The organism is Chloracidobacterium sp. (assembly GCA_025057975.1).
Classification (GTDB): Bacteria; Acidobacteriota; Blastocatellia; order Chloracidobacteriales; family Chloracidobacteriaceae; genus Chloracidobacterium.
The window spans coordinates 1-519 of record JANWUV010000075.1 but is presented as its reverse complement, the minus strand read 5'-3'; the positions used below and the strand labels follow the sequence as shown (position 1 = coordinate 519).

1 protein-coding gene is annotated in these 519 nt (G+C 71.5%); it reads right to left on the bottom strand.

All coding sequences use genetic code 11. The annotated features are described in order from the left end of the window. Positions 1–519, bottom strand: a 519-nt coding sequence (locus tag NZ585_15170; GenBank protein MCS7081368.1) for a toprim domain-containing protein, incomplete at both ends; no start/stop codon positions are given.

Sequence of the window (519 nt, the reverse complement as noted above, 5' to 3'; positions counted from 1 at the left end):
GCCGCGTGCGTTCGATGCGGATCTGGTAGCGCTCGGTCTTCGGGTCGAAGTGCGCCGCGACGCGCGCGCCGCTCGCACCGAGCGCCTCGCCGAGCGCCTCGGCCGAGGCGAGCGCCGCCTCGCGCCGCGCGAGGTCCACGCGCACGCCGCGCAGCAGCGCGACGAGCGCGTCGCGGTCGATCCAGCGCGAGACGCGCTCGATCACCGCCTCCGAGAGCAGGTACGAGCGCGCCAGTTCCGCGAGCGTTTCGCCCGCGATCGGCTCGCGCCGCGCCGCCGGCACGAGCGCGGCGTCGACCAGCGCCTGGCGCAGCATGAACTCGTTCAGCTCGTGCTCGTCCTTGAGATAGCGCTCGTCCTTCCCGAGCCGCGCCTTGTAGAGCGGGGGCTGCGCGATGTAGATGTGCCCGCGCTCGACCAGCTCCGGCATCTGGCGGTAAAAGAAGGTGAGCAGCAGCGTGCGGATGTGCGAGCCGTCCACGTCCGCATCCGTCATGATGATGATGCGGTGGTAGCGGA